Annotated in this window: 24 protein-coding genes; 17 read left to right on the top strand and 7 right to left on the bottom strand. The window is 71.0% G+C overall.

All coding sequences use genetic code 11. The features are described from left to right. Window positions 1–98 precede the first annotated feature (98 nt). From lanKC to ACIQWX_RS03740, 4 genes are all read left to right on the top strand, one after another. Window positions 99–2,660: a class III lanthionine synthetase LanKC gene (lanKC, locus tag ACIQWX_RS03755; RefSeq protein ID WP_400865093.1), complete on the top strand. Its 2,562-nt coding sequence runs from the start codon at window positions 99–101 to the stop codon at window positions 2,658–2,660. 37 nt (window positions 2,661–2,697) lie between these two features. Further along, window positions 2,698–2,841, top strand: coding sequence for a SapB/AmfS family lanthipeptide (locus ACIQWX_RS03750; RefSeq protein ID WP_086673630.1), 144 nt, complete (start codon window positions 2,698–2,700; stop codon window positions 2,839–2,841). A gap of 128 nt (window positions 2,842–2,969) precedes the next feature. After that, a complete protein-coding gene (locus tag ACIQWX_RS03745) occupies window positions 2,970–4,637 on the top strand; it encodes an ABC transporter ATP-binding protein (RefSeq protein WP_400865089.1) in 1,668 nt (555 codons plus the stop codon). Then, complete coding sequence (locus ACIQWX_RS03740; protein WP_400865086.1) at window positions 4,634–6,685, top strand: ABC transporter ATP-binding protein; 2,052 nt, start codon at window positions 4,634–4,636, stop codon at window positions 6,683–6,685. Before ACIQWX_RS03745 ends, ACIQWX_RS03740 begins: the two co-directional genes overlap by 4 nt. A gap of 233 nt (window positions 6,686–6,918) precedes the next feature. Here the strand turns inward: ACIQWX_RS03740 and ACIQWX_RS03735 are convergent, their stop codons facing one another. Both ACIQWX_RS03735 and ACIQWX_RS03730 read right to left on the bottom strand, forming a co-directional pair. Next, on the bottom strand, window positions 6,919–7,332 hold the full coding sequence (locus ACIQWX_RS03735; RefSeq protein WP_372671509.1) for an acyl-CoA thioesterase: 414 nt from the start codon (window positions 7,330–7,332) through the stop codon (window positions 6,919–6,921). After that, complete coding sequence (locus ACIQWX_RS03730) at window positions 7,326–8,606, bottom strand: hydroxyacid-oxoacid transhydrogenase (RefSeq protein ID WP_400865082.1); 1,281 nt, start codon at window positions 8,604–8,606, stop codon at window positions 7,326–7,328. The genes ACIQWX_RS03735 and ACIQWX_RS03730 overlap by 7 nt, the downstream gene beginning before the upstream one ends. 135 nt (window positions 8,607–8,741) lie before the next feature. On the opposite strand from ACIQWX_RS03730, the gene ACIQWX_RS03725 reads away from it, so the two are divergent. The 12 genes from ACIQWX_RS03725 (at window position 8,742) to ACIQWX_RS03670 (ending at window position 21,232) form a co-directional block, all read left to right on the top strand. Beyond that, window positions 8,742–10,397 (top strand): thiamine pyrophosphate-binding protein, encoded by a 1,656-nt coding sequence (locus tag ACIQWX_RS03725; RefSeq protein ID WP_400869374.1) that lies wholly within the window; start codon window positions 8,742–8,744, stop codon window positions 10,395–10,397. Between the two features lie 217 nt (window positions 10,398–10,614). Then, entirely contained in the window at window positions 10,615–10,788 is a 174-nt protein-coding gene (locus ACIQWX_RS03720; RefSeq protein WP_400865079.1) for a hypothetical protein, read from the top strand. Between the two features lie 205 nt (window positions 10,789–10,993). Then, entirely contained in the window at window positions 10,994–11,197 is a 204-nt protein-coding gene (locus ACIQWX_RS03715; protein ID WP_086855961.1) for a cold-shock protein, read from the top strand. A 64-nt stretch (window positions 11,198–11,261) separates the two neighbouring features. Continuing rightward, entirely contained in the window at window positions 11,262–11,486 is a 225-nt protein-coding gene (locus ACIQWX_RS03710; RefSeq protein WP_400865075.1) for a heavy-metal-associated domain-containing protein, read from the top strand. Between the two features lie 273 nt (window positions 11,487–11,759). Then, entirely contained in the window at window positions 11,760–12,794 is a 1,035-nt protein-coding gene (locus ACIQWX_RS03705; RefSeq protein ID WP_400865072.1) for an ATP-NAD kinase family protein, read from the top strand. Then, complete coding sequence (locus ACIQWX_RS03700; protein ID WP_400865069.1) at window positions 12,791–13,519, top strand: thiamine pyrophosphate-dependent dehydrogenase E1 component subunit alpha; 729 nt, start codon at window positions 12,791–12,793, stop codon at window positions 13,517–13,519. Before ACIQWX_RS03705 ends, ACIQWX_RS03700 begins: the two co-directional genes overlap by 4 nt. Window positions 13,520–13,604: 85 nt before the next feature. Then, the gene (locus tag ACIQWX_RS03695) at window positions 13,605–14,867 is read left to right on the top strand and encodes a GAF domain-containing protein (RefSeq protein ID WP_400865067.1); all 1,263 of its coding nucleotides are present in this window, start codon (window positions 13,605–13,607) and stop codon (window positions 14,865–14,867) included. 22 nt (window positions 14,868–14,889) lie between these two features. Next, window positions 14,890–15,312 carry a hypothetical protein gene (locus ACIQWX_RS03690; protein ID WP_400865064.1) on the top strand — a complete coding sequence of 141 codons (423 nt, stop codon included), beginning with the start codon at window positions 14,890–14,892 and terminating at the stop codon, window positions 15,310–15,312. Then, window positions 15,312–16,016, top strand: coding sequence for a sensor histidine kinase (locus tag ACIQWX_RS03685; protein WP_400865061.1), 705 nt, complete (start codon window positions 15,312–15,314; stop codon window positions 16,014–16,016). Before ACIQWX_RS03690 ends, ACIQWX_RS03685 begins: the two co-directional genes overlap by 1 nt. Window positions 16,017–16,122: 106 nt before the next feature. Continuing rightward, window positions 16,123–17,544, top strand: a complete 1,422-nt coding sequence (locus tag ACIQWX_RS03680; RefSeq protein WP_400865058.1) for a hypothetical protein — start codon at window positions 16,123–16,125, stop codon at window positions 17,542–17,544. Then, window positions 17,541–18,509 carry a glutamate ABC transporter substrate-binding protein gene (locus ACIQWX_RS03675; protein WP_400865055.1) on the top strand — a complete coding sequence of 323 codons (969 nt, stop codon included), beginning with the start codon at window positions 17,541–17,543 and terminating at the stop codon, window positions 18,507–18,509. The genes ACIQWX_RS03680 and ACIQWX_RS03675 overlap by 4 nt, the downstream gene beginning before the upstream one ends. Window positions 18,510–18,562: 53 nt before the next feature. Then, a complete protein-coding gene (locus tag ACIQWX_RS03670) occupies window positions 18,563–21,232 on the top strand; it encodes a tetratricopeptide repeat protein (RefSeq protein ID WP_400865052.1) in 2,670 nt (889 codons plus the stop codon). Window positions 21,233–21,293: 61 nt separating this feature from the next. Here ACIQWX_RS03670 and ACIQWX_RS03665 read toward each other — a convergent pair whose 3' ends face one another. Next, complete coding sequence (locus ACIQWX_RS03665; RefSeq protein ID WP_400865049.1) at window positions 21,294–21,890, bottom strand: PaaI family thioesterase; 597 nt, start codon at window positions 21,888–21,890, stop codon at window positions 21,294–21,296. 238 nt (window positions 21,891–22,128) lie between these two features. Here ACIQWX_RS03665 and ACIQWX_RS03660 point away from each other — a divergent pair, with 238 nt between their 5' ends. Further along, the gene (locus ACIQWX_RS03660) at window positions 22,129–23,457 is read left to right on the top strand and encodes an MFS transporter (protein WP_400869372.1); all 1,329 of its coding nucleotides are present in this window, start codon (window positions 22,129–22,131) and stop codon (window positions 23,455–23,457) included. A gap of 341 nt (window positions 23,458–23,798) precedes the next feature. Here the strand turns inward: ACIQWX_RS03660 and ACIQWX_RS03655 are convergent, their stop codons facing one another. From ACIQWX_RS03655 to ACIQWX_RS03640, 4 genes are all read right to left on the bottom strand, one after another. Further along, complete coding sequence (locus ACIQWX_RS03655; protein WP_400865046.1) at window positions 23,799–24,272, bottom strand: hypothetical protein; 474 nt, start codon at window positions 24,270–24,272, stop codon at window positions 23,799–23,801. Window positions 24,273–24,277: 5 nt separating this feature from the next. Further along, window positions 24,278–24,832: a SigE family RNA polymerase sigma factor gene (locus ACIQWX_RS03650; protein ID WP_400865043.1), complete on the bottom strand. Its 555-nt coding sequence runs from the start codon at window positions 24,830–24,832 to the stop codon at window positions 24,278–24,280. 4 nt (window positions 24,833–24,836) lie between these two features. Continuing rightward, window positions 24,837–25,139 (bottom strand): hypothetical protein, encoded by a 303-nt coding sequence (locus tag ACIQWX_RS03645; RefSeq protein ID WP_400865040.1) that lies wholly within the window; start codon window positions 25,137–25,139, stop codon window positions 24,837–24,839. Window positions 25,140–25,303: 164 nt separating this feature from the next. Next, window positions 25,304–26,515: an Ig-like domain-containing protein gene (locus ACIQWX_RS03640; protein WP_400865037.1), complete on the bottom strand. Its 1,212-nt coding sequence runs from the start codon at window positions 26,513–26,515 to the stop codon at window positions 25,304–25,306. Window positions 26,516–26,966: the final 451 nt, after the last annotated feature.

The following is a 26,966-nucleotide window of genomic DNA, read 5'->3' as shown; positions in this document are numbered from 1 at the left end:
CGGGTTGGCGGATAGGCGTGAGGGCGTCCGGCATGGGGGAATATTCCTCGTCCCGGAGCCGCGGCGCCCCGGGAGAACGTACGAAGGGGTATCTTCCGATGGACCTGCGCTACGAAGCTTATTGCTTCGCCGACCCGTTGTTCTACGACGAACAACAGGAAATCGGTGCGCCGGTCGACGATTTCTCCCAGGCGCTGCCGGCGCCGGCGGGCTGGGTCACCGCCGATCGCGGGGTCTGGCGGGCCCTGCGGCCCGAAGGTCGCCTGCTTCCCGGCCAAGGGTGGAAGATCCACGTTTCCGCTGGCCTGGACAACGCGCGGCGCGTGCTCGTGCAGGTGCACGAGTACTGCGTCGAGCACGGGATCTCCTACAAGCACCTCCGCTCGCCGATGATCCTGCTCGCCCGGAATTCGAAATACGCTCCCCGTGACGGCAGCGCCAAGCTGATCACCATTTACCCGGCTGACGAGGACGAGCTGGAGCGTGTTCTGGAAGATCTGGCGGCCCGGCTCGAGGGTGAGCACGGTGCCTATATCCTGAGCGACCTCAGATACGGTGCCGGCCCGCTCTACGTCCGTTACGGCGGATTCGCCGAACAGTGGGTGGAGCACGACGGCAACCGCGTCCTGGCCATCCGCAAGCCGGACGGCAGGCTCGTGCCGGACAAGCGGGAACCGACGTTCTCCGTCCCCGACTGGGTGAAGATTCCGGCTTGTCTGCAGAGCAGCGTCGCCGCGCGCAAGGGCGGCGACCCGGCGCAGTTCCCCTACCGGGTGACGCGCTCCCTGCACTTCTCGAACGGCGGCGGCGTCTACCTCGCCGACCCCAAAGCGGGCGGCGACGAGGTCGTCCTCAAGGAAGCCCGGCCGTACGCCGGCCTGGACAAGGCGCGCATCGACGCCGTCGAACGGCTGCGCCGCGAGCACGAGGTGCTCGACCGGCTGGCCGACGTCCCCGGCGTGCCGCGGGTGTTCGAGCACTTCACGGTCTGGGAGCACCACTACCTGGCCATGGAGTACATGCCGGGCAACTCGCTGGGCAACTGGCTGGCCCGCAACTACCCGCTGACCAGGCGCGGCACGACGGACGCCGACCTCGCCGCGTACGCCAAGCGCGCGCTGGACGTCGTCGCCCGCGTCGAGCGGACGATCGAGGCGATCCACGCCCGCGGCGTCGTCTTCGGCGACCTGCACCCGCTGAACATCCTCATCGACGAGGACGACGGCGGCCGCGTCTCCCTGATCGACTTCGAGATGGCGTTCGACGTCGAGTCCGGCGACCGCCCGGCGCTGGGCGCGCCGGGGTTCCGCGCCCCGGCCGACCGCGTCGGCTTCGAGATCGACGAGCACGCGATCGCGGCGTTGCGGCTGTGGCTGTTCCTGCCGCTCTCGCAGCTGATGGAGCTCGCTCCGTCGAAGCTGCGCGGCATCGCCGACTTCGCCGAACGCCGGTTCGCGCTGCCCGCGGGGTACGCGGACGCCGCAGTCGCGGTGCTGGCCCCGCGTGACGTCCCCGCGGAGCCGGCACCGGTCCACACGGAGCTCGACCAGGAGAAACCCGACTGGCCGCTGGTCCGCAAGCAGATCGCCGAAGCGATCCTGGCCAGCGCGACGCCCGAGCGCCAGGACCGGCTGTTCCCCGGCGACATCGAGCAGTTCCGGGTCGGCGGCGCCTGCTTCGGCGTCGGCGCCGCGGGCGTCCTGCACGCCCTCGACGTCATCGGCGCCGGCCGGTTCCCCGAACACGAGCGCTGGCTGATCGATTCGGTCCGGCGTGAACCGCCGGCCCGGCCCGGCTTCTTCGACGGCAGCTACGGCATCGCCTACGTGCTGGAGAACTTCGGCCACCACGCCGAGGCGACCAAGCTGCTGGCATCGTCCGCACGGCTCGTCGAGCAGACGACCGACCACGCCCTGGAGGGCGGCCTCGCCGGCATCGGGCTGACGATGCTGCACTTCGCGACCGTCCGGCAGGACAACGAGTTCGGCCGCCAGGCGCTGACCACGGCCGTCCGGCTGGCCGAGGCGCTGGAAACGGCGGCGCCGCCGGGGAACTTCGCCCGCGCCGGCCTGCTGTCCGGCTGGTCCGGACCCGCGCTGCTGTTCATCCGGCTCTTCGAGCGCACGGGCGAGCCGGCGTGGCTGTCTTTCGCCGACCAGGCGCTGACCCGCGACCTCGAGGAGTGCGTCGAGTCCGACGACGGCTCACTCCAGGTCCGCGACGGCGCGGCCCGGACGTTGCCCTACGCCGGCATCGGCAGCAGCGGAATCCTGCTGGTCGCCGAGCAGCTGGCCCGGCACCGCCCGGACGCCGAAGCCTGCGAGAGCCTCCCCGGCCTGCGCGAATCGTGCCGCGGCGAGTTCGTCATCCACCCCGGCCTGCTGTTCGGCCGGTGCGGGCTGGCGGTCGCGCTGAGCATGAACCCGGACCCGTCGCCGCCGATCCGCGCGGCGATCGACCTGCACCTGGCGCGGCTGGCCTGGTACGCGGTGCCGTTCAAGGGCGGCCTCGCCTTCCCCGGCAACCAGCTGCTGCGCCTGTCGATGGACGTCAAAACCGGCAGCGCGGGGATCCTCCTCGCGCTCGCCGCCCTCCTGGACGGCAAGGAGGTGCTGCCCTTCCTGGGCGGCACGCCGTCCCCCCAGACCACCGGTCGTTGACCGGCGGACCCCGAAGGAAACGAAGGAAGGAACACCGATGGAACTCGTTCTGGACCTGCAGGCCATGGAGACCCCCGAGGTGCTCGACGGCGGCCACGGTGGCGGCGGCGGCGGCACGTCGAACCTGAGCCTGCTGGCCTCCTGCGCCGACAGCACCATCAGCCTGCTGACCTGCCACTGACCTGGCGGATCGCCGGCAAGTAGTGCCTAGGTGAACGGTGCGGGAGCGGCACAGGCCAAGTGCGCCGCTCCCGCACCTTCATTGTGGCCCCGGTACCGCCTCGGCGGCACCTCGTCCGAAGGAGTGAGATGCGCGGCCCCGCCGATCGGTTGCTGGCCAGGGTGGCCGGACTCGATCGCCCCCGGCTGGCCGCCGTCGTGGGTACCGCGCTGGTCGCCACCGCGGCCGGCCTGCTCCTTCCCGGCGCGCTCGCGGCAGCGGTCGACAGCGTTGTCGCGGGCCGCCCGAGCTGGCCCGAAGTCTCCTGGCTGCTGCTGGTCGGCGGCGCGGAGATCGCGGCCGACGTCGTGGGCGGCATCCTGACCACGCGCCTCGCGGCGACGGCGTCGGCGTGGCTGCGCCGCACGGTGTCCGACAAGCTCTTCACGCTCGGCGCCCGTTCCCGCTTCGCCGAGGGCGACGCGATCAGCCGCCTCACCGGCGACTGCGTCGGCGCCGGCGGCATCGTCACGATCGTCATCCAGTGCGGCTCGATGCTCGTCATCTCCACCGGCGCGGTCGTGCTGCTGGCCCTCCTGGACTGGCGGCTCGCACTCGTCTTCTTGGGCAGCATCCCGTTCGCGTTGCTGCTGGCGCGCAGCCACCTCCGCCGCACCGCCGACGACGTCCTCACCTACCAGCGGGTTTCCGGCGAACTCGCGGCCCGCATGGTCGACGCGGTCGCCGGCCTCCGCACCATCGCCGCGTCCGGCACCGCCGACCGTGAGGCCGAGCGGGTCCTGCGCCCTTTGCCGAGGCTGACGCTCGCCGGCCAGGGGCTTTGGCGTACCCAGGCCCGGATGGTCTGGCGCGCCGGCCTGCTGACGCCGGCGGTGGAGCTGTCTGTGCTGGCCGCGGCCGGCTTCGGCGTCCTGGCGGGCCGGCTCAGCATCGGCGACGTCGTGGCGACCCTCGGCTACGTCGCCCTCGGGCTCGGCCTGGTCACCCAGATCCCGCTGCTCACCATGCTGTCCCGGGCGCGCGGCTGCGCCGAGCGGCTCGTCGAGGTCCTTGACGAGCCCGAACCCGTGCCGGGCAAGCTCCCGCTCCTGCCCGGCGACGGCACCATCGACCTCCGCCACGTCGGCGTCACGGGCGCGCTGACGGAGATCGACCTCCGCATCGACGGCGGCACGTTCCTCGCGGTCGTCGGTCGTTCTGGCGCGGGGAAGTCCGCGCTGGCGGGCGTGCTCGGCGGCTTGATCACGCCTGACGAGGGCCAGGTCCTCCTCGACGGTTGCCCGCTCGAGCGTCTCCGCCGCGAGGAGTTGCGCGCGGTCGTCGGCTACGCCTTCGAACGCCCCGCGCTGCTCGGCGCCACGGTCGCCGACGCGGTCGGCTACGGCTCCTGGGCCGGCGAGTCCGCCATCCGCAACGCGTGCCGGATCGCGCAGGTCGACGAGGTCGTGGTCCGCTTGCCTGACGGCTACCGCACGCCGTTGACCGAGACGCCGCTGTCGGGCGGCGAAGCCCAGCGGCTTGGCCTGGCCCGCGCGATCGTGCACAACCCGCGCGTCCTGATCTTCGACGACGCCACGGCCAGCCTCGACACGGTCACCGAGGCCGCGGTCGAGCGCGCCGTGGCCGACGCTTTGCCCGGCCGTACGCGTGTCGTCGTTACTCATCGCGCCGGCACCGCCGCCCGAGCCGACCTGGTGGTTTGGCTCGAAGAGGGCCGGATCCGCGCGGTGGCTCCGCACGCCGCGCTCTGGCAGGAGCCCGGATATCGGGGCGTCTTCACGGAGGACGACGAGTGAGCCTGCGCCGGTTGTACTGGTCCGCTCTCGCCGGGCAGTGGCGTGGCGGTGTCGTGCTGCTCGTGTGTTCGCTGCTCGAAGGCGTGCCTGCCTTCTTTTCGGGACGGCTCGTCGAGTTGTCGGTCGACCGCGGATTCTCAGTCGGTGACCCGGCCGCCGGCCTCGGCTGGCTGGCGTTGTTCGGACTGGCCGCCGTCCTCGGCGCGTTCGGTGCGCGGATGGTGTGGCACCAGCTCGGCAAGGTGGTCGAGCCGTTGCGCGACGCTCTGGTGACCGCCGTCGTCCGCGGCGTGCTGCATGACGAGTCCCCGCCGCGCAATCAACCGGACTCCAGCGGCGTCGCTCGGATCACCCAGCACGTCGAGGTGGTCCGCGATGCGACCGCCGGACTGCTGGTCCAGGCCCGCGGCATGCTCGTGACCACAGTCTCCGCACTCGCCGGCCTCGTGACGGTCGCAGGCGCACTGGTCATCCCGGTCGCGGTGCCGGTGGTTGTTTCGCTGGTCGCGTTCGTCTGTCTTCTGCCTTCTCTTGCCCGTCGGCAGCGCGCGCTGGCGTTGGCCGACGAGCACACCGCCGCGACGGCCGGTGCGTCCCTGGCCGGGATGCGCGACATCGTGGCGTGTGGTGCGGAGCCGATCGCCGCGCTGGCGATGTACGACGCGGTCGACGAGCAGGCGAACGCCGCGATCCGGGTGGCGCGGTCGAGTGCCCTCCGGGCGCTGGTGATCTCGCTCGGCGGCTTCGTTCCGTTGCTTCTCGCGCTCGCGTTGGCGCCAGGACTGGTGGCTCGTGGTGAACTGACCGCAGGCGCGGCTCTGGGCGCGTTGGTCTACCTGGCCACGACGATGCAGCCCGCCCTTCGCGGACTCGCGGCCACTGCTGGCACCGTCGTCCTCCGGTTGCTGGTCGCGCTCCGCAGGCTGGCGGAGACGGCCGAGCTGCCCGACGTGTACGACGGCACGGCGATCCCGCGCGGCACCGACATCCAGGTCCATGGCTTGACGTTCGGCTGGGGTGCGGCTTCTGAGCCCGTGGTCCGTGGGTTGGACCTGAGTCTGCGGCCGGGGGAGCACCTAGCCGTCGTCGGGCCGAGTGGCATCGGCAAGTCGACATTGGCCGGCTTGTTGACAGGGATGCTGACGCCACAGGAGGGGCGGGTCCTGCTGGGCGGCGTCCCGGTCCGGGATGTGCCCGCGGCACTCCGCCACGAGCTCGTGGCGCTGATCCCGCAGGAGGCTTACGTCTTCGCGGGAACCGTGCGGGACAACGTCGGCCTTTTTGCTTCGTCCGCTTCGGACGACACGCTTTCGTCAGCTTTGGACGCGGTGGGCGCGGGCGCGTTGCTGCAGCGCCTTGGCGGCCTCGACGCCGAGATCGGTCACGGCGGCGAAGGAATCTCCGCAGGCGAAGCGCAGATGCTCGCGCTGGCCAGGGTCTACGCCAGTTCGGCGGAATTCGTGATCCTCGATGAAGCCACCTCCCATCTCGACCCGGTGTCGGAAGCCCGCGCGGAACGGGCCTTCGCCGCGCGGGGTGGTGTTCTGTTGGTTATCGCACACCGGCTTTCGTCGGCTTTGCGTGCGGATCGCGTACTCGTCATGGACGGCCGCGAGACCGCTCTGGGCCGCCACGCCGACCTGATGACCAGGTCGGCGCGGTACGCGGAACTCATGCAGGCCTGGACGACACCGGTGACTGGGGAGTCAGCCACCGGTGCTGGACCGGAGGGCCACGCAGGCGACCGACCGGCCCCCGGTACCGGGGGCCGGCGGCCTGCAGGCAGTCGTGGGTCTGTTGACGGGGCGCCTACCGGCAACAGCCCCACATCCAGTGCGCCTCCGTCACTGGGCACGGCAGCTGCGACCGCCGCCGGGGCGCCTTCCGGCGACGGGGCAGCAGCTGCTGGTGGTCCGCGTGGTGTCACAAACTCCGTGGCCGACATGCCTGCCGGCGACGGACCTGCGACCGGGTCGCCTTCTCACAACGGTGCCACCGGATCGACGCCTAGGTCGCCATCCGTGTCGCGAGCCGCTCGAGTGAGCTGACCACCCGTCCACTATGGACCGATTTCGTGCGCTTCCCAGCTTATCGCCGTCGAGGGGGTGGGGAAGCCCTCGATGTGAATCTGTGGACAACTCGCCGAGTTTCCGACTGCCTGTGGACAACTCGCGACGATCGGCCGGTTCTGTCGGTGCCGTCGTGCATGATCGGAAGCGCGGGAAGAACCCGGCCGGAAACCGGCACCGTCAAAGAGGAGGTGAAACGCTGGCGGTGGACGTTATCCGGGCTGTAGTGCTTCCAGCGCCTCGCGCAGCTTGCCGGAGACCGGCGTCGGCCGGCGGGACTCGCGGTCCACGAAGACGTGCACGAAGTGCCCTTCCGCGACCAGGGACTCGTCGGCGGCGTACATGCCGATCTCGTAGCGCACGCTGGACTTCCCGAGGTTTGCCACACGCAGACCCACCCGCAACGCACCAGGAAAGGAAACCGATGAGTGATATCCGCAGTGCGACTCGACGCACAGCCCGATCACCTCCCCGGCTTCGATGTCGAGCCCGCCCTGCTCGATCAGCCACGTGTTGATCACGGTGTCCATCAACGAGTAATGCACCACGTTGTTGACGTGCCCGTAGACGTCGTTGTCCTTCCAGCGCAACGGAACCGTCTGCCAGTGCGGGTAGCCCGTCACCACAGCGACACCGACTCGCGCAGGATGCCGGACAGGTCTTCCGCGGACGCCTCGCGGGGTGCGGTCGCCAGCAACCGTTGCTGCTTCAGCGTTCCCTCGACCAGGGAGTCCACATCGGACTCCGTGTAACCGACGGCGCCGATGCCGTCCGGGATGCCGATCTGCCGCATCAGGTCGATCAGCACCGCGGGCAGGTGGTCGGCGAAGTCGCCGGGCCACTCGAAGTCGGGCGCCAGCAGGCGTGCGACGCGCAGGTGGCGGTCCGGCGCCGCGTCGAAGGTGAAGCGGAACGCGGCGGGCGCGGTCAGCGACACGGCCATGCCGTGCGGCACCATGGGTTCTTTACCCGGGTAGCCGTCCGGGTGGAAATCGCGGACCTGGCCGGCGATCGGGTACGCGTTGGCGTGCGGGATGTGCACGCCGGCGTTGCCGAAGCCGAGCCCGGCGAACGTCGCGGCCAAGGCCATGGCCTCGCGCGCCTTGAGGTCTTCGCCGTCGCGCACCGCGGCGGGGAGGGCCCACGACAGCAGCCGCAGCGACTGCTCGGCGAACATGTCGGCCAGCGGGTTCGAGCCGCAGTACGGCACGCGCTGCTCCGGGCGCTTGCGCTCGAACTCGGTGTACGGCTTCGCGGTGTAGCTCTCGGCGGCGTGACAGAGGATGTCCATGCCGCTGGCGGCGGTCACGCCGGCCGGCTGGCTGACGGTGAGGCGCGGATCGACGACGGCGAGGGTGGGGCGCAGCCGCAGGTGGCTGATCCCGCTCTTGACGCGCAGGGAAAGCACGTCCAGAACGCAGACCGTGGTGCTCTCCGAACCGGTGCCGGTGGTGGTGGGGACCGCGACCAGCGGCTTCAGCGGGCGGTCCGGCGCGCGGCCGCCGCCGACCGGCGCGTTGACGTAGTCCATCAGCTCGCCGTCGTTGCTGGTCAGCAGGTTCGCGGCCTTCGCGGTGTCGATGGCCGACCCGCCGCCGACGGCGACGAAGGCGTCGTACGGGCCGGTTCCGCGCGCGAAGTCAACCGCCTTCTGCATGCTGACATCGGTGGGTTCGACGTGTACGCCGTCGAAGATCTCGGCCTCGATGCCGTAGCCCGCGATGCCGTCGGCGATGCGGCGCGGCCAGCCGGTCGCGACGACCTGCGGGTCCGTCACGACGAGCACGCGGTGCGCGCCGTACTGGGTCAGGTCGTAACCGATCTCGTCGCTGGCGCCGGTGCCGTACTTCAACGCCGGTGCGCCATAAGTAAAAACGGTTTCATGTTCGGTCGCGGTCAAGACTGCGGTCCTCGCTCCCTTGATCGGCTAGCAGTCGGTCAAAGCGGACATTCAGTCCATCCTTACCGGGTTTCGGCGAAGATCACTTGACTGCACTGAACGGTGCCCGCCTAAGCTCTCCTCATTAGATACCAACTGGGAGCGACCGTCGCCCAGACGGCCGTGCGGATCCTGACCGAGGCGCGTGTCCGCCGTGTGTACGCGGTGGTCGGTGAGTCGTTCCTCGAGCTGCTCGATGCTTTGCAGCGCGAGCGGGAGATCACCGTGGTCTCGGCGCGTCACGACGCCGGCGCGGCCTTCATGGCGGAGGCCGAAGGCAAGCTCACCGAACGGCCCGCCGTGCTGCTCGCCAGCCGGGGGCCGAGTGCGGCGAGCCTGGCGATCGGCGTCCAAACGGCGTACCAGGACGAGACGCCGATGGTCGTCTTGCTGGAGACGCCGGCGAGCGGACCGGTGCCGTTGTCGTCGGGGGAGCTGCCGACCTCGGACCTGACGGCCATGTTCGAGTCGATCGCCAAGTCGACTCTGCGGGTGACCGACCCGGACAGCCTGCCGGGGCTGCTCGCGCACGCGCTGACGACGTCGCAGGAGGGGCGACCGGGGCCGGTCGTGCTCGGTGTGCCCTGCGACGTCTGGGGCATGCCCTACGACGCGGCGAAACCGATGGCGCGAGTGCGGCCGCCGGCGTCGGGCACGTTGGGCCGTTCGGCGGACGCCGTCGCGCAACTGGTGGACGAGGCGAAGTACCCCGTGGTCATCGTCGGCGGGCGGGCGCGGTCGGCGCGCGACGAACTGATCGCGGTCGCGGACGAGCTCGCTCTGCCCGTCTACAACGCCTTCCGGCGGCAGGACGCCTTCCCGGAAAACCACGCGCGGTACGCCGGCCACCTCGGGCTCGGCATCCCCGCGCGGCAGCTGGACGCCTTGGAACGTGCTGACTTGGTGCTCGCGCTCGGCACGCAGCTCGACGAGGTGACCACGCAGGCCTACCGCTACCCGACCGCCCAGCAGACGCTGGTCATGGTCGGCACCGGGATCGACGTCAGCCCGAAGCGGCGCGGCCTCACTTTCCGCGTCGACTCCGAGGTCGAGCCGTTCCTGCGAGAGCTGCGCGAGGTCGCTTCGCCGCGGACACGGCGGGCGTCCGCAGCGAACGCGGCGGTCCACACCTTCATGACGCCGCCGGACACCAGCGGCAACACGCGGGTGCACCCCGTCGACGTCGTCCGCGCGTTGCGAAAACTCGCGCCCGAGGACACCATCGTGACCAGCGACGCCGGCAACTTCGCGCAGTTCATGCACCGGTATTGGTGCTTCACCGCGCCGCGCAGCCAGCTCGGCCCGAGCAACGCCGCGATGGGCTACGCCGTGCCGGCCGCGGTGGCGGCGAAACTGGCCGAGCCGCGGCGGACCGTCGTCGCGATGGTCGGCGATGCGGGTACGTTGATGACAGGGCAGGAGATCGAAACGGCGGTCCGGTACCGGGCGCCGGTCATGGTCGTCGTCTTCCAGAACGGCGTGCACGGCGCCCTCGCCATGCACCAGGCCCGCACGCACGGGCGGCTGTCCGGGGTGTCCATCCCGCTGACCGACTTCGCGTCGTGGGCGCGTGGACTCGGCGCCGCTGGGTACACGGTGGACGACCGGGAGGAGCTCGAGCCGATCATCGCCAGCGCGCTGGTGCGGCAGCGGCCGTGCGTCATCGACGTGCGGACGGACCCGGACGTCGTGACCCCCGACGTGCGGCTTTCGGCCCTGCTCGGACAGGCGCGTCCGCAACCTCCCGCCTAGTAAGGGTTTTGCTCGGTTTCGCTTCGGGAAACGCCGGGAAAGTTGTGTGGTAGCACAGCGATGGCTCGGGTAATCTGACGGTGTTCCGGTGGTGGTTCGCCGCTGAACGTTCCCGGCCGGGTCCCGGCGGGAGACAACCGGTTTCTGTCGGTGCCGCATGGCACCATCGCGGTCATCACCCGCAGGGAAGCGGGTAGGGAACGAGGGGAGTTTCGACGTGACCGATCACCAGCACGCATCCGAACCAGCGCGGAAGTCCTCCGGCGTCGTGCCGGTGCTGTTCAGCGCCAGTGCCGAGGCCCACGACGACGCCGTGGTCGCCGCGGAGCACGACACCGCTTGGCGGTCGCCGTTCGGCGGGGAAGGGCTGCGTCCGGCGAGTGGCGAATAGCTCACCCCTGCCGGGTGAAGACAGCTTGTCCGCCCTGCTCAAAGTGTGCTTTACTGCTCTAGGTCTCGATTTTTGTGTTCGTGTTGAGTCACGCTCGCAGAACTCAGCGGGCGTAGTGTCTCCTCGCCGAGGAAGCAAACCGTCCGGGTGTTGACCCGGGTCGCCGAAGTGGCTTCCTGTTTGGTGTTGCATATGGAGATTTTTGATGACTCAGGGCACTGTGAAGTGGTTCAACTCCGAGAAGGGGTTCGGCTTCATCACCCCCGACAACGGTGGCGGCGACGTCTTCGTTCACTACAGCGAGATCCAGGGTAGCGGCTTCAAGAGCCTCGAGGAGAACGCTCGCGTCGAGTTCGAGATCGGCCAGGGCCAGAAGGGCCCGCAGGCCACGTCGGTCACCGTGATCTGACTTTGATCTTGGGAAAGGGCCGTCACCCGTTCGGGGTGGCGGCCCTTTTCGTATGCTGCGCACCATGATCGAGCACGGTTACACCGTCTCCGGGATGAGCTGCGGACACTGCGCCCAGTCGGTCACCGAAGAACTCACCGGCTTGCCGGGAGTGACCGAAGTGGACGTCGACGTCGCGACCGGCCGGGTGGTCGTTCGCGCTGAGACGGCGTTGGCGGAAGACGACGTGCGCGGCGCGATCGACGAGGCCGGCTTCACCTACGAGGGCACGGCGAGTCTCGTCTCGTAGCCCTTCGGCGGAGCTTGGGCCTCGGTTGGTTCTTCTCCGGCGCTATCGGTTTCCGGGTTGGACAGTCCACTGGAGATCGGAACGCCGGTGTGACGTTCGGCTCAGTCGTGCGGCGCCGGCTGCGGCGGCTGGCGCGGCCGTTGGGGCCGGCGCGTACAGACGGCGCTGGGCGATGACAGCCTCATCCTGCACACTGCAACGCCCTGCAACCCTTCCACTACCGGCCGGTCTTGGGATCTCCTGTTCTCCTGCGTGCAGTCTCAGGAGGTCAGGTTGGGCGAAACGGTGGCCGGGATCGTCGCGAATCCGGCTTCGGGGCGGGATATCCGCCGGCTGGTTGCGCAGGCTTCCGTGTTCCCCACTGCGGAAAAGGCGAACATGGTGCAGCGGCTGCTGGCCGCCTTCGCCGTTGCCGGGCTTGATCGGGTTCTCGTCTCCACCGATCTCGGGGGGATCTCCGCCTCCGTCCTCAAAGCCCTTGGACGAGGCGGGACCCGGCCTGACGTCGACTTCTGTGACGACTACCCCCTCACCGGCACCGCCTCCGACACCACCAATGCCGTGCGGCGGATGGTTGCTGCCGGGGCCGGGGTCATCGTGGTGCTCGGTGGGGACGGCACCGCTCGCGTTGCCGCCGCTGCCTGCGAAGACGTTCCGATCCTCGCCCTCTCCACCGGGACCAACAACGCCTTCCCGCAGATGCGGGAGGCGACCGTCGCCGGGTTGGCCGCCGGGCTCATCGCCACTGGGCAGGTCGATCCGGATCTCGTCACCCATCGCGTCAGCGTGCTCGAAGTCGTCACCAAGGCGAGGCGGGAGATCGCGCTCGTCGATGTCTGCGTTTCGCTCAGCCGGCACATCGGGGCTAGGGCGCTGTGGGATCCCTCCTCGCTCACCGAGCTCTACTGCACCTTCGCCGAACCCGATGGGATCGGGCTCTCCAGCGTTCCTGGACAACTTTGTCCTAGTCCGCGGTCCAGTCCGACCGGCGTCGCGCTGCAGCTCGGGCCCGTCGGGGAGACGCCGTACGTCGTGCAAGCTCCCATCGCGCCCGGGCTCGTTCGGCCCGTCGGGGTTCGCGGGTGGGGTGTTCTCGAACCCGGCGTGCGCGTCGAGCTCGCCGCGGCTGGGGGCGTCATCGCGCTCGACGGCGAGCGCGAACTCGAGCTCAAGACCGGCGAAAGCGCCTTCGTCGAGCTCAAGCCGGACGGTCCCTGGGTCGTGGACGTCCGGGCGGCGATGGCCGAAGCGGCGCGGAAAGGGCTGTTGCGCACGGACACCGATCTGGGGAAGGAGCGTCGAAGATGACGGACACCCTGCGGGAGGCGTACCGCGTGATGCGCACCATCCGGGCCTTCGAAGAACGCGTCCACGACGAGTTCGCGACCGGCGAACCCGGGTTCTACGCCGGCGAGGAAGCCTCGGCCGCAGGGGTCTGCGCCCACCTCGACGACCGCGACACCGTCGCCGGCGCCCACCGCGGTCACTGCATCGCCAAGGGCGTCGACGTCAAAGCCGTGATGGCCGCGGTCTACGGTCGCAAGACAGGATCCTGTCACGGCAAGGGCGGCCCGCCCCTCGTCTGCGGCGCCGCACTCGCCGCGAAACAGCAGAACACCGGCGGTGTCGGCGTCGCCTTCATCGGCGCCGGCGACCAGGGCGACACGCTCGAAGCGCTCAACCTCGCCTCAGCCCAGGACCTCCCCGCGATCTTCGTCGCCGCGGACACCATCGCCGACCGCGCCGCCGGGTTCGGGATGCCCGGGGTGATCGTCGACGGCTTCGACTTCTTCGCCGTCCACGAAGCCGCCGGTGAAGCCATCGGACGCGCCCGCGCCGGCGGAGGCCCGACGCTCCTCGAAGTCACGTTCACCCGCTACGCCCAGGAGAACCTCGACTGCCTGAAGAGCTTCCGCGCCCGCGTCACGGAAGCCGGTGAGCTGGCCGAACAGGTCCTCGACGACATCGACGCCGCGGTAGCGAAACTCATCGAAGACGCCGTCTCCGAAGCGAAGGCCACGCCGATGCCGTGATGGCCGCCCGAGGCCACGAGATCGTCGCCACCTTCCGATCAGCGAACCGAAAAGGCAGACTGAGGCGGAGCGCAAGGAGTGGCGGTTGGGTCAGCGAGACCTCGAGGCAGCGTTGCCGGCCGGGGCGGACCCCCGGCGGCACGCCCGTGTCCTCGCCCAGGTGCACGAAGCCGCCTTGGCGGGCAAGGAACTGCCCAGCAGGCCACGGCCGGTCGTCGACGCCTCCTGGCAGCGGATGCGCCGGCTCGGCATGGACCCCGACAGCCGCGCCGCCGCACCCGTCCTCACCGTCGAACAGCTGGAAGCACGGCGCCGCGCCAGCGGGCTCGCCGAGGCGCTCCCGACGTTGCGCGGCGGCCTGACCAGCGTCGCCGAGCAGGCCGCGCACATCATGGTGATCGTCGACGCGGGCGGCAACGTCCTCTGGCGCGACGGCAGCACCGCGATCAGCCGCCGCGCCGACCGCCTCGGCTTCGTCGAAGGCGTCGATTGGCAAGAAGAAGCCGTCGGCACCAACGCGATCGGCACCGCCCTCGTCGCGCGCCGCCCGGTGCAGATGTACGCCGCCGAGCACTACGTCCGCTCCCACCACTCCTGGACGTGCGCCGCCGCGCCGCTGCACGACCCGCGCGACGGCAGGCTCCTCGGCGTCGTCGACCTCTCCGGCCCCGCCTCCACCGTCCACGCGACGACGTTGGCGCTGGTCGACGCCGTGACGCGGCTCGCGGAGTCCCAGCTGCGCACCACCCACCTCACCGAACTCGAACGGCTGCGGGGCTTCGCCGTCCCCGTGCTCGCGAAGGTCGGCGGCCGCGCCGTCGTCGCCGACGAACACGGCTGGGTCGCCGCGGCCGCCGGGCTCGCGCCGGTCGACCGGATCGCCCTGCCCGCCAACCTCGCGCCCGGAGGGGTCTGGCTGCCGGCGTACGGCCACTGCGCGGTCGAGCCCGTCCCCGGCGGCTGGCTGATCCGCCCCACCGAGACCGACGCCGCCCCGCCGACCCGGGTCGTCCTCGACGTCCGGTCGCCGCGCGCTCCCGAGCTGACCGTCGCCGGCGCGGCCGGGACCTGGACGCACCGGCTCAGCCCGCGTCACGCCGAGATGCTGTACGTCCTGGCCAGCCACCGCGACGGCCGCTCGGCGTCCGAACTGTCCTCGGACCTCTTCGGCGACGCCAGCCGCGCGGTCACCGTCCGCGCCGAGATGTCCCGGCTGCGCCGCCACTTCGGCGGCATCCTCGGCGCCAAGCCCTACCGTTTCGCCGACGACGTCGAAGTGCTGGTCCGACGCCCGCCGAGCCCCGAAGCCGTGCTGCCGCACTCGCTCGCCCCGGCCATCCGCGGCTGACCCCGCCCGGGAAGATGGGGCCGTGCCGAACCGCCCCCTGCTCCCGGACACCATCGCGCCGAGCTGGCTCGTGGTGCAGGTGCTCGGCACCCTGTTCGTCGCGGGGACGCTGCTCACCGCGCGCGAACCGGACCCCTGGATCTGGGCCGCGTACGGCGTCTCGAGCGCCTGCTGGCTCGGGTTCGTCGTGCTCGCGTCCCGGCGGCCGAAGACGGCGGCCGCGCTGCTCGCCGTGGCCGGCGCGCTGCCCGCGGCGCTCGTCGGCCGGGCCGCGGACTCCTCGGCGATCCTGATGGCCGTCATCCCGCTCGGCAGGCTCGCCGCGCTCACCACGGTCGGCGTCGGCGCGATCGTCGGCGTCGGCCTGCTGGAGATGGCCCTCGCGGTGACGGCCCACCTGTCGCCGGCCACTCCGCGGGCGCCGCGCTCGCCGACGCCGCCGTGATGCTGCTGCTCGTCCTCGTCGGGCTCAACCGCCGCCAGTACGAGGTCCAGGCCGGCCAGGCCGAGGCGCTGCTCGAACAAACCCGGCTCGCGCAAGCCGAACACGCGCGCGCCGCCGCGCTCGACGAACGCACCCGCATCGCCCGCGAGATCCACGACGTCCTCGCGCATTCCCTTGGCGCGCTGGGCGTCCAGCTCGAACTCGCCGATGCCCTGCTGACCGAACGGTCCGATGTGGACGGTGCGCTGCGGTCGGTCCGGCGGTCGCGGCGCCTGGCCGCCGACGGCCTCGCCGAAGCGCGCAACGCCGTCGCCGCGCTGCGCCGGGACGTCCCGCCGCTGGCCGACGCCCTGGCCGCGATCGCCGCCGAGCACGCCGCCAACCACGGCGTCGAGGCCGGCTTCGAGACGGACGGCGAACCCCGGCCGCTGCCGTCCGCCGCGGTCGTCGCGCTGGTCGGCGTCGCGCGGGAAGCCCTGACGAACGCGGGCAAGCACGCGCCCGGCCAGGACGTGCGGATGCGGCTGGAGTACGGCCCGGCAGAGGTCCGGCTCGAGGTCAGCAACCCGTGCAGCGAATTCACTCGGACGAGTGAAGGTTTCGGGTTGGCCGGCATGCGTGAGCGGCTCGCGCTCGCCGGAGGCACGCTGGAAACGGGGCCCCACGACGGCTACTGGCGCGTACACGCCGAAATCCGCGGCTGATCGGCCGCCCGAGATCACGTGCTGGTGACGGCGGGCGGTGCCCGTGCCCGCGCGTGCGGCCACTCGGCTACCTTCTCGGGGTAAGGCTTTCGGGGAGGAATCGGGGATGACCAGCACTGCGACGGCCCCGGGTCCCACGGCGCCCGCGCCGGGACCCCCACCGCCGCCGCCACCGGACGGCCGGGACCGCGCCGGGGGCCGCAGCGGCCTCCTCGGGCTGCTGGACCTGCCCGGCCAGGCGGTCCGCGCGATCATCCGGTCCGCCGCGACCACCCCCGGCAGGCTCACCGTCATCGCCGTCGCGCTGGTGCTGCTCGCGCTGGTCGCCGGCACGGTCGCGACGCTGTCGGTGCAGGACCGCGACGACACGATCAGCGGCGTCATCGACCACCGCGAACCCCTGGCCGCCGCCGCGCAGCAGGTCTACAAGTCGCTCTCGGACGCCGACGCGACCGCGGCCAGCGCGTTCCTCTCCATCGGCACCGAGCCGCCCGAGCTGCGCTCCCGCTACGAGCGCGACATCGCCGAAGCCGGCGCCGCGCTCGCGAAGGCCGCCTCCGACTCCTCCGACGTCGCCGCCGCGGCCGCCCCGGTCGACGTCCTCAACCAGTCGCTGCCCGTCTACACCGGGCTCGTCGAGACCGCCCGCGCGAACAACCGCCTCGGCTACCCCGTCGGCGCGTCCTACCTGCGCGAAGCCTCCGAGCTGATGCGCGCGAAGATCCTGCCCGCCGCGCAGGACCTCTACCGCGTCGACACCGAGCGGCTGATCGAGGAGCAGGACACCTCCACCGGCTTCCCGTGGCTCGCCACGATCCTGGTGGTCGCGCTGCTGGCCGCGCTCGTCGTCGCGCAGGTCTACCTGACCCGGCGGACCAACCGGGTGCTCAACGTCGGGCTGGTCGTCGCGACCGCCGCCGTCGTCGTGTCACTGCTGTGGGGCTCGGTCGCGCTGGTCGTGCAGGGCAGCCTCGTCGGCAGCGGCCAGGACGACGGCTCGCACCGCGTCGACGTCCTCGTCCGCGCGCGGATCGCCGCGCTGCAGGCCCGCGCCGACGAGACACTGACGCTGGTCGCCCGCGGCGACGGCGCCGCGTACGAGAAGGACTTCGGCGTCAACGCCGCCCAGCTCGTCGGCCCCGACGGCCAGGGCGGCCTCCTCGGCGAAGCCCGCGGCCTGATCACCGACGGCGAAGGCGCCACGAGGGTCGCCGACGCGACCCGGGCCGCGCAGGACTGGCTGACCGCGCACAAGCAGGTCCGCACCCAGGACGACTCCGGCCAGTACCAGGAAGCCGTCGACATCGCCGTGCTCGAAGACCGCAAGACCGGCTCGGCCCCGGCGTTCCGGCGGCTCGACGACAGCCTCCAGGCGGCGATCGACGTCGGCAGGCAGCAGTTCCTCGACGACACCCACGACGGCGACGCCGCGTTGACGCTGCTGGCGCCCGGCCTCGCCGTCCTCGCGGTGGTCGCCGCGGCGGGTGTCACCATGGGAATCCGGGAGCGACTGAGGGAGTACCGGTGAGCAGGCGGGGGAACACGGTCCGGGCGGGCGTGCTGGCGCTCGTCACGCTGCTCGCGGCGTCGTGCGGCAGTCCCGGGAAACCGGTCGACCCGGCCCCGGTCAGCAACGCGGCCTGGCCGCAGCCCGCGCACGTCGGCGGGCCCGACGCGACCGCCGGCGGCGGCGCCGACACCAGCTGCAACCCGCTGGCGAGCCTGCCCGCCAACGGCACCATCGGCAGCGACTCGACCATGGCGAAGATCAAGGAACGCGGGAAGCTGATCGCCGGCGTCGACCAGACCACCTACCTCTTCGGGTTCCGCAACCCCACCTCGGGCAACCTCGAGGGCTTCGACATCGACATGGTCAACGCGATCGCCCGCGCCCTCTTCGGCACCTCCGAGGGGCACGTCCAGTTCCGCGCGATCCCGTCTTCGCAGCGCGAGGACGTCCTGATGGCCCACCAGGTCGACGTCGTGGTCCGGACCTACAGCATCACCTGCGACCGCCGGAAGAAGGTCCAGTTCTCCTCGGTCTACTACGTGTCCGGGCAGCGGATCCTGGTCGCCAAGGAGTCGAAGGCCGAGAAGCTGTCCGACCTCAGCGGCAAGCGCGTGTGCGCGGCCAAGAAGTCCACGTCGCTGGCGAAGATCGCGACCGACCCGGCCAAGGTCGTGCCGGTCTCGGTGGACAACTGGTCCGACTGCCTGGTGATGCTCCAGCAGGGCCAGGTCGCCGCGGTGTCGACCGACGACACGATCCTCGCCGGGATGGCCGCGCAGGACCCGACGCTCAAGGTCGTCGGCGAGCAGTTCACGCAGGAGAACTACGGCATCGGCATCCCGAAGGACAACGAGGACATGGTCCGCTACGTCAACGCGGTCCTCGACGAGATCCGCGGCACCGGCGTCTGGCAGGACAGCTACCGCAAGTGGGTCGAGCCGTCGCTCGGGTCGGCGTCGCCGCCGTCGCCGCAGTACCGGTGAGCGCGTCGCGACTAGGATTGGTTCCCGCAGGCCGGGGATCTGGGAGGTAAGCAGTGTCGGAGGAGCCGCGCCGTCCTCGGCACGCCGCGCCGGACGACGAGCCGAAGCCGGCCACGCCGAGCTGGCAGCCGCCGCCACCGGTGCGGTGGGAGACGCCGGAGCCGTCGATCTCGGGCCGCCTCGACGACGGTGTGCCGTCACGCGGAGAAGAGACCGTCATCCACGCGCCCGTCCGCCGTCCGCCGACCCCGCCGGGCGGCCAGCCCGCGGCCGTGCGCGGGACGATCCCGGGCGCCGAAGACCCGACCCGCCCGCCGGGCAGCATGAACCCCGTCCTGCCGCCGGTCCAGGCCACGCAGGCGGTGCAGCCCGCGACGCAGGCGGTCCGGCCCGACCCGAACGCGCCGCAGCCGACGAGCGTGCTCGCCGCGCCGGCGCCGGAAACCCAGAGCATCATGCCGCCGATGCCGCGGCCGGACACCGGCCCGGGCACACCGCTGCCCGACCCGGGCACCGAAAGCGTGCTGCCCGAACGCAGCAGCGAAGGCAGGCACACCGGCACCGGCACCGGGACGGGCAGCGGCTCGGGCTCGGTGTCCGGCTCCGGTTCGTTCCCCGGCACTTCGCGGCGGACGTCGTCGCGGACGTCACGTTCCCGCCGCGGCCGCCTCGGCGCCGGGCTGGTCGAGGTCCCGCCGGTCCCGGCGCGCGACCCGGCGTCGGCGGTGCTGACGAACCCGGTGGTGTCGGAGGAAAAACGCTTCTGCGGCAACTGCAGCGCGAAGGTCGGCCGCGGCAAGGACGGAAAACCCGGTGCGCCGGAAGGGAAGTGCGAGAACTGCGGCACGCCGTTCTCGTTCCTCCCGAAGCTGCAGCCGCACGAACTCGTCGGCGGCCAGTACGAAGTGCTCGGCGCGATCGCCTACGGCGGGCTCGGCTGGATCTACCTGGCGCAGGACCACAACGTGTCCGACCGCTGGGTCGTCCTCAAAGGACTGATCGACACCGGCGACCAGACGGCGATGGCGGCCGCGGCCAACGAACAGCGGTTCCTCGCCGAGGTCGAGCACCCCAACATCGTCAAGATCCACAACTTCGTGCAGCACCCGGACGCGCACAGCGGCACGACCGTCGGCTACATCGTCATGGAGTACGTCGGCGGTCAGTCGCTGCGGCAGCTCGCGCTCGCGCACCACCGCGAAAGCCGCCGCCCCGAACCGCTGCCGATCGGCCAGGTCATCGCCTACGGGCTGGAGATCCTGCCCGCGCTCGGCTACCTGCACAGCCAGAACCTGCTCTACTGCGACCTCAAGCCCGACAACGTGATCCAGACCAACGAGCAGCTCAAGCTGATCGACCTGGGCGCGGTCCGGCGGATGGACGACTACGAAAGCCCGCTGTTCTTCACCACCGGCTACAGCGCGCCGGAACTGGCGAAGCAGGGCGCGTCGGTGGCGTCCGACCTGTTCACCGTCGGGCGCACGCTCGCCGTGCTGAGCTTCGAGTTCACCGGCTACACCACCAAGTTCAAGACGACGCTGCCCGGCCCGGACGCGGTCCCGCTGTTCGCGCTCTTCGTTTCGTACTACCGGTTCCTGCGCCGCGCGACGCACGCCGACCCGGACCGGCGGTTCCTCTCCGCCGAGGAGATGGGCGACCAGCTGACCGGCGTGCTGCGCGAGATCATGGCGCTCGGCACCGGCAAACCGCGGCCCGGCGCGTCGACGGTGTTCGGCCCCGAGAGCCGCACCTTCGGCGTGCAGCTGGTGGTGCCGGAACAGGGCCAGAGCGTGCCGCTGCCCGGCTCCGACGAGGTCGTCGCCGGCCTGCCCATCCCGCAGGTCGACACCGACGACCCGGCCGCGGGCGTGCTCGCCACGACGACCGCGCTCGACCCGCGCGGCGCCATCGAGGCGCTGGCCGGCGCGCCGCGGGAGTCGATCGAGGTGCGGCTGCGGATCGTCCGCGCCCGGATCGAGCTCGGCGAGCTGGCCGAAGCGCAGCGGCAGCTGCAGGCGGCGCAGTACCTGGCGATCAAGAACGGCTTCCCGCACGACTGGCGCATCGACTGGTACCGCGGCCTGATCGAGCTGGCCGGCGGCCGCTCGCGGGTCGCGCAGGTCGCGTTCGAATCGGTCTACGACGACCTGCCGGGCGAGATCGCGCCGAAGCTCGCGCTGGGCATCAGCGCCGAGGGCGTCGGTGACTACTTCGCCGCGGCGCGCTTCTACGAGCTCGTCTGGCGCACCGACCGCACGTACGTCAGCGCGGCGTTCGGCCTCGCGCGGGTGTACCTCGCGCAGGGCGCGCGCAACAGCGCGGTCGAGGTGCTCGAGACGGTCCCGCCGTCTTCGACGCACTACGTCGACGCGCAGGTCGCGGCCATCAAGATCAAGACGACGGCGACCAAGGCCAACGGCCGCGAGACCCCGGTGACCGAGCACGACCTGCTGGACGCGTCCTCCCGGCTCGAGCGGCTCCGGCTCGACCTCGAACGCCAGACGCGGCTGTCCGCCGGCGTCCTCGAGGCCGCGCACGACTGGATCAAGCAGGGCAAACCGTCCCCGGGCGCGCGGGTGCTGGGGTGCTCGCTGGAGGAGCGGGAGCTGCGGTTCGGGCTGGAACGCTGCTACCGCGCCCTGGCCCGGCTGGCGAGCACGGTCGACGAACGCGTTGAGCTCGTGGACCGCGCCAACGCCATCCGCCCCCGCACCCTGACCTGAGCCGCACTTTCATAGGGAAAGTGCCGCTCTTGGGCCGGAGCTTTCATAGGGAAAGTGACAGTCAGGGGTTGATGTCCCAGTCGCGTTCCTCGCGCTGCCGCTGCTTGTTCTTCTCGTGCTGCGCCGCCAGCTTGTCCAGCGCCTGCGGGTCGCCGTGCGTGCTGAAGTGCTCGAACCCGACCACGATGAACAACGCCCGCGCGCTGACCGCGATCGGGCCGTCCTCGGCGTCCAGGCGGCCGTCCGCGCTCACGTAGATCTTGCGGCCCGCGATGCCGTCCAGGCGGGCCTCGATGAACAGCGTCGAGCCCACCGGGACCGGGCGGCGGAAGTCCGTCTCGAGCTTGCCCGTCACCGCCGGGCGGCGCATCAGGTTGCCCACCGTCGAGCCGAGCGCCTCGTCGAACGCGCAGGCCAGCAGCCCGCCGTGGGCCAGCCCCGGCGCGCCCTGGTGCGCCGCCGTCACGGTGAACCGCGAGTGGATCACCTGGCCCTCGCCGACCGTCGAGCGCAGGTGCAGACCGGCGTCGGCCTCGTCGCCGCAGCCGAAGCACTCGCTGAAGTGCACGCCGAGCTCGGTGCCCGGCTCGGGCGCCTTCGGGTGCGGGACGGCCGGCTCCACCGCCACCGGCGGCCACGGTTGAGAAACACGACTCATGCGCTGACGTTAACCGGCCGGTAGCGGCCCGCCGCGCGCGCCCCGGCGGCGTGAGCAGGAAACGCATATCTCTCAGTAGCCGGAAAGTTCCCCACCGTAGAAGATTCACGGCTCAGGCTGCCGAGTCCGGAGAGCCGGTCAAGACTGGGCGGATGAGCTCGAACGGCCCAATGGGCACTGTGCGGAGGAGGTCGTCGCCGGCATGAGCGAACCAGCAGCAACGACGGGCAAACCGTCAGTGGACGAGAGAACCGTCAAGCGCGCCGTCTGGGCATCCGCCATGGGCAACGCCACCGAGTGGTACGACTACGGCGTCTTCACCTCGGGCGCGATCGCCACCAGCATCGGGACGCTCTTCTTCCCCGGCGAAGGCAACGCCGTCCTGAAGTCGCTCGCGCTGCTCGCGGTCGGGTTCATCGTGCGGCCGTTCGGCGGGGCGTTCTTCGGGCCGCTCGGCGACAAGATCGGCCGCAAGCGCGTCCTCGCCATCACGATCCTGCTGATGTCCGGCTGCACGTTCCTCGTCGGCGTCCTGCCGACGTACGCCGGCGGCTACAGCATGGGCATCGCCGCGCCGATCGCGATCCTGCTGCTGCGGATCATCCAGGGCTTCTCCACCGGCGGCGAGTACGGCGGAGCGGCGACGTTCATCGCCGAGTACTCCCCGACGAAACGCCGTGGCTTCTTCGGCAGCTTCCTCGAGCTCGGCACGCTCGCCGGGTACGTCCTCGGCAACCTCGTGGTGCTGTCGGTGACGCTGTCGCTGACGGCCGACCAAGTCGACGCCTGGGGCTGGCGGATCCCCTTCTTCGTCGCGCTGCCGCTCGGCCTGATCGGGCTCTACCTGCGGAACAAGCTCGAGGACACCCCCGAGTTCCGGCGGATGGAAGCCGCGGGCGAGGCCCCGAAGAAGGCGCCGCTCAAGGAGATCTTCGTCCGCAACTGGCGGATGATCCTCAACCTGATCGGCATCGTGCTGCTGCTGAACGTCGCGGACTACCTGCTGCTGACCACGATGCCGACGTACTTCACCGACACGCTGAAGATCAACGACAACACCTCGACGTTGATCATCATCGCGGTCGAGGTCATCCAGATGGCGATCATCATCCCGCTCGGGGCGCTGTCCGACCGCATCGGGCGAAAACCGCTGCTGCTCACCGCGGCCATCGGGTTCCTCGTGCTGAGCTGGCCGTGCCTGAAGCTGATGCAGTCCGGCAGCATCCTGTGGCTGTTCGTCGGGTTCCTGATCGTCGCGATCCTGCTGGTGTTCATGCTGGCCGTGATCGGCTCGACGTTCCCGGCGATGTTCCCGACGCGCGTGCGCTACGGCTCGTTCGCGATCGGCTACAACGTCTCGACGTCGCTGTTCGGCGGCACGTGCGGGGTCATCGTGACGGCGCTGATCAAGAGCACCGGCAACGAGGACTGGCCGGCGTACTACCTGATGGCGGCGGCGCTGATCGCGATCCTCCCGATCATCAAGATCCCGGAGACGTCGCAGGTGCCGATGGAACAGATCGACACCGAGAACAGCGGCGGCAAGCTGGCGTCCGCTCAGCGCTGAGCGGTTCGGCGGAAACTCGTGTGCCCCGCCCGGATCACCGGGCGGGGCACACGTGCGCCGTGGGTCAGTTCGCTTCGCTGCGAGGAGTGAAGCGCTTGCGGGACCAAGCGGCGAGCGCACCCGCAGCCACGACAGCGATTCCGGTTTCGACGATCAGTGCGGCGAGCACCATGTGCTTCCTCCTCGGGTTCTCGGGCCGGCGGCGAAGCGTCCGGCTGAGCAGTCGGCTGGCGTCCGATCGGACCACCACAGGGCATATCGCCCCGACCCGGGCCGGTATTTCGTCAAAAACCCACAATGAAACCGTGATCTGCGGCACGTGCCCTGAGCTGCGGAAACGTCTAGCGGGTCGTCGCGGCGGGTGCGTCCTGGCTCGTCTCCGTCGGGCCGGCCGACGGTGGTGACGACGGCCGCTCCGTCTTCCGGCCGGTCGCCGGGGTGGGCACGGTCGTCCGCGACGCCCGCTGCGGCGACGTCCGGCCCGGCTGGGCCTCCGGCGGCGCGATCGACGTCGCCGGGGCCTTGACGGCAGGCGGCGAGGTGGTCGGGGCGGGAGCGGTGGTGCCGATCGTGGACAGGCCCGGATCAGCGGGTTGCACGGGGGCCGGCGGCCCGGCGCGGTGACCGGCGAGGAAACCGGCCACCGCGAGGATCACCGCCGTCGCCGTCGAGGTGCCGGCGACCGCCCAGCGCTTGCGCCGTCGCCGGACCCGGCCGCCGACCTCGATCACGTCGGCGGCTTCGAGGCGCATCGGCGGCTGCGTGCCACCGGCCGCGCCGGTCAGGACCGCGCGGACGTCGTCTTCGGGGTCCATGTTCGTCACCTCCCCTCCGTGGGCGCGCTGAACGTCAGCGCACCGTAGTGCGGGCCGAGCCGGTTGCGCAGCGTCGCCAGGCCCCGCGAGGCCTGGCTCTTCACCGTGCCGGTGCTGCAGCCGAGCGCCTTCGCCGTCTCCTCGACGCTCAGGTCCTCGAAGTACCGCAGCACCAGCACGGCGCGCTGCTTGGGCGCCAGTACGGCCAGAGCCTGCCGGACGAGTTCGTCCGGCCCGCTCGCGGCCGGTTCCGCCGGGAGCTCCGGCGGGGCGTCGGTGAGCCGCTCCCGTTTCCACCTGCTGCGCCGGTGCTCGGCGAGGAACGTGCGCAGCACGACCTTGCGGGCGTAGGCGTCCAAGGCGTCGTGGCGCGACAGCCTCGGCCAGGCGAGGTAGAGCTTGAGCAGCGCGGCCTGCGTGAGGTCCTCGGCCTGGTGCCAGTCCCCGCAGAGCAGGAACGCCGTGGACCGCAGGCTGTGCGCGCGCTCGCCGAAGTACCGGGCGAACTCGCCGTCCCACGGCGAGCCCGGCCCGGTCGACGGACGGGAGCGGGAGATCACCGGACTACCGGGTCACCCCGATGGCCGGCAGGTGCAGGTCACCGGTGGGGCCGGCGGGCACGGCGCGGGGAACGCGCACCGCGCCGGGAGCCTTGGTCGCCTCACGCGGCGGTGCGGGGACGGCGGTCGGCGCCTTGGTGCCGCGTTCGGGCGCCGGGGCCGCGGACGGCGGCTCGGTCGGGGCCGGGGCCGGGCGCGTCGTCGTCGGGGCCGGCGCCTGCGCGTCCGAAGCCAGCGCGATGCCACCGGTCAGGACGCCACCGGCGAGCACGAGCGCGCCGAGGGTCAGGGCGATGCGGATACGCAAGACAGCTCCTCATTCTCGCGGGCGCGACTGGGATCGTCGCGCCTCTGCCCTTAGTCATGCGGCGGGTGCTCGCCGGGGTTGCACCGGATTTTTCTGTTCGTGAAACGCGAACGGCCGGGAAGTCCGCGCTGGACTTCCCGGCCGCCCGGTGTTCGTCAGTGGTCTCAGCCCGCGAGCGCCGACAGCTTCTGCCAGCTCGCCCAGTCGTAGGTCCAGTCGCTGTAGTCGCCGTCCTTCGCGGTCAGCGTCTGCGTGCTGCCGGTGATCTCCACCGGGTCGCCGGTGAGCACGCCGTCGTAGTACTCCTTCGCCCGCGCCGGCGACAGGTTCAGGCAGCCGTGCGAGACGTTCTTCTTGCCCTGCGCCCAGACCGACGCTGCCAGGCCGTGGATGAACTCGCCGTTGTTGGAGATCCGGACCGCCCACGGCACCACGACGTTCTCGTAGTGGTACTTCGGGTTGCTCATCGCGTACGTCGCCTGCTTGCCCATCACCACGTGCACACCGCTGTGGGTGACGCGGCCCGGGTCGGAGTCGAGGCCGTAGCTCACCGGGTAGTCGGCGATCTGCTGGCCGTCGCGGATCACCTGCATCGTGTGCTGCGTGGTGTTGCCCTTGACGATCTGCGAGCGGCCGATGGCGAAGCTGGCCGACACGTCCTGCTTGCCGAACACGCCGTCACCGAGCTTGACGCCGTAGATCTTGGCGTTGACCTTCACCGTGGTGCCCGGCTTGTAGTACTCCTTGGGCCGCCAGTGCACCGAGGTGTCGCCGTTCATCCAGCCCCACGAGCCCTCGGTCTTCGGCGTGGTCTCGACCGAAAGCGCCTTCTCGACCGACGCCTTGTCCGTGACGCGGCTCGGGAAGGTCAGCGCGATCGGCATCGCGATGCCGTACGTCTGCCCGTCACCGACGTTCAGGCTGGCCGACATCTGCCGCTTCGGCTTCACCGTGGTGAAGTTGCCGCCGATCGGCACGTTCTTGCCATCGGAGCCGCTGACCTGACCGGACCACGTGTAGGTCTTGCCGTAGCCGAGCTGCTCGGTGGTGTTCCAGCTCTTCTTGTCCGCCGACGTCTGGCCCTGGACCTGCTTGCCGTCCGGGTTGGTCAGCGTGACCGAGACGATCGTGCCGTCGGCGACCTGCACGCCGACCGGTTCGCCCGGCGGCACGTCCTGCGCGCCGCCCGCCGGCGTCACCGTCAGCTTCGCCGGCTGCGCGGTGGGCGCCGGCGACTGGGTCGGGCCCCCGCCCGACGTCCCGCTCGCCGACACGGTCGGTTCGCTGCTGCACGCCCCCAGCGTGAGTACCGCGACCAACCCCAGTGCCACAGCCGCGCCCCGGCGCCGCGTGGAAGTCCTCACCGTCACACCCATTCCCCTTTGCCCCTTTGGTGCTTCCCCTCATCGAGACGTCCCGCAGACCGGCGACGTTGAGCTACATCGGCGTGACGAAGGTCACAATAGTCCACGAAAGCTTTCACTGAGGGGGCACGGGCGACTCCGAGCCGTATCCGGTGATCACGGAGTCGCTGTGCTGCGCCAGACTATCCGGTGGGTCCGGCAGAACGCGGTCGGAGCCCTACGACGTTCCGGTGACCTTGGCCCGGACAGGCGGTTTTCGCCTGGATCACGGGGTTCAACTTTGGCCAGATCCCGGTAGTCTGCTCTCAGGCCGTCGTTTTGCGTGTTAGTGGCTTCACACTCGCGGAACTTCTGACGCGAGCCATGGAGCCGACACGCTCTTGACTCGACTCGTTGGAACCGCCCGGGACGGTCGGGGTGCCGCTTCGGTGGCATTCGAAGCGGATCTGTGTAACGAGGAGTA

The sequence above is a fragment of the Amycolatopsis sp. NPDC098790 genome (assembly GCF_044759945.1).
Lineage (GTDB): Bacteria > Actinomycetota > Actinomycetes > Mycobacteriales > Pseudonocardiaceae > Amycolatopsis.
The sequence above is the reverse complement of the archived record's forward strand: the minus strand, read 5'-3'. Positions and strand labels throughout refer to the sequence as shown.